We start from the raw sequence: 869 nt of genomic DNA, 5'->3' as shown, positions 1-869 counted from the left end.
GCCTAACGTTTGAATTAAGGGGCGCCGTTAGGCGTCCCGCTTGAATTATGGGTTAGAGCCAGCCATATTTGCTCTGCTTGGCTATTTATAAGAGATGTTACTTCAGTAGCAATGTTTTGATAAACAACATCTGGTTCTATTTTTTCGTGACCAGTTTCATATTTTTTCTTTCCATATACGAACCAATGGTCACTACCTTTTGTTTTGGAACCCAACCTCTGGCGAGAGTTAATGTCCTGAGCTGTAACATTATTGAATGTAAGGTCAGCCCGCCAATGGTTTTCAACGTCTGCGGCAGTGCAAACAGCCAACTCAACCACAAAGCCACTACCTGATGAATTAAATTGAAAAGTTAACAAATCTGCTTTTGATTCACCAATGCGGCGAAAATGAGGCATTGAGCCTTTGAAACCCATTTCACGAAGGTTAGGCACTATGAAAGATTTAATTGCTGTTTCCATTTTTTCACGTACTGAATGCATATTAGCTCTAACGTCTGAAGTAAGGGGCTGGCGACAACACTGGCTCAACCCTCGTTATAAATAAATATTTCATAAAAGCTACTTTTCGCCAGTCCCGATTGACTGATGGGTTAGGCTTCACGCTCAAGCCACCATAGTAAACGCACTCCAAGAAGAATGCCGAAAGGCGCAGCGACGTACCAAATCACTATATATGTAGAGGGAAGCTGGTCAAAAAACGTAGCCAAAATAGATAACAAAATAAGCACAACAAGAGATAGCCGCGAATGTCTTGGCGCAAACCAAGCGCCGATAAAACCCGCAACAGCAAAGCCCAAAGCACGAACAATTATGAGCAGTTGTGCGCTTGTAGAATCAGAAATGTAAGATGTTCCTGACCAATTGGCC

General features: G+C 42.6%; 2 protein-coding genes. Both read right to left on the bottom strand.

The annotated features are described in order from the left end of the window. Positions 1-14 precede the first annotated feature (14 nt). On the bottom strand, positions 15-482 hold the full coding sequence (locus ACT53C_RS14295; protein ID WP_476147041.1) for a DUF4304 domain-containing protein: 468 nt from the start codon (positions 480-482) through the stop codon (positions 15-17). 110 nt (positions 483-592) lie between these two features. Beyond that, a partial coding sequence (locus ACT53C_RS14290) for a hypothetical protein (RefSeq protein WP_476147039.1) occupies positions 593-869 on the bottom strand: 277 nt, incomplete at its 5' end.

The organism is Methylophilus sp. DMC14, from assembly GCF_056314085.1.
This window is presented reverse-complemented; position numbering and strand designations above follow the sequence as displayed.

Excerpts from the sequence above, each read along its gene's own strand:
- ACT53C_RS14295 (WP_476147041.1), bottom strand. The coding sequence starts at position 482 with ATGCATTCAGTACGTGAAAAAATGGAAACAGCAATTAAATCTTTCATA.